Consider the following 598-nt stretch of genomic DNA (forward strand, 5'->3'; position numbering starts at 1 on the left):
CAATTATAAGTACAGTTTCCTTCTTCTGTTCGTTTTTACTTGCCAATCGATTTAGAGATTCTACGATAAAACCAGTTACAAAATCTGATTCAAACAGTGTAGAGGATTCTTGACTGCTAATAAAGGAAAGGATGCGCTGGTTCAAATTTGCATCTTTCCTATCCTTCTCGATAGATTCAATTTTAGCCGCAGCTTTACTTAAAAAGTTGATAAGCGGTGCAGGATTAGGCAGCTCTTCATCACCTCCTATACCTTTATTCAAAAGTTGTGCAGCACTTAAAAAGCTTTCTAATAATGAATCTGCTTTAGATAATAAGATTGTGCCATATGCAATATGACGATCTATAACTTCCTGCTCCAGTTCAAGCTCATTAGTAACTATAAGTTCATAGAGTATATCATACTTTAATAGTCTGAAGATGTCATCGTTGCTAGATATAGAATAGTTTACAGGTGCCAGTTTTATGGCTAAGTATTCTTCTTCTTTATGTTCAAAGAACTTCTCTAAAAAGTAACTCTTGCCTATTCCAAAGATCCCTGAGAATACTATTCTTTCATTCTGAGGGTCATCAATATGTTTGGCAAATGCGACTATCTG

At 34.9% G+C, this 598-nt stretch carries 1 pseudogene; it reads right to left on the reverse strand.

What is annotated here, in order from left to right:
* Positions 1-598: pseudogene (locus tag ACFQ2O_RS22250) on the reverse strand (hypothetical protein); the annotation flags it as partial.

This window comes from Pontibacter rugosus (assembly GCF_042678745.1).
GTDB lineage: Bacteria > Bacteroidota > Bacteroidia > Cytophagales > Hymenobacteraceae > Pontibacter > Pontibacter rugosus.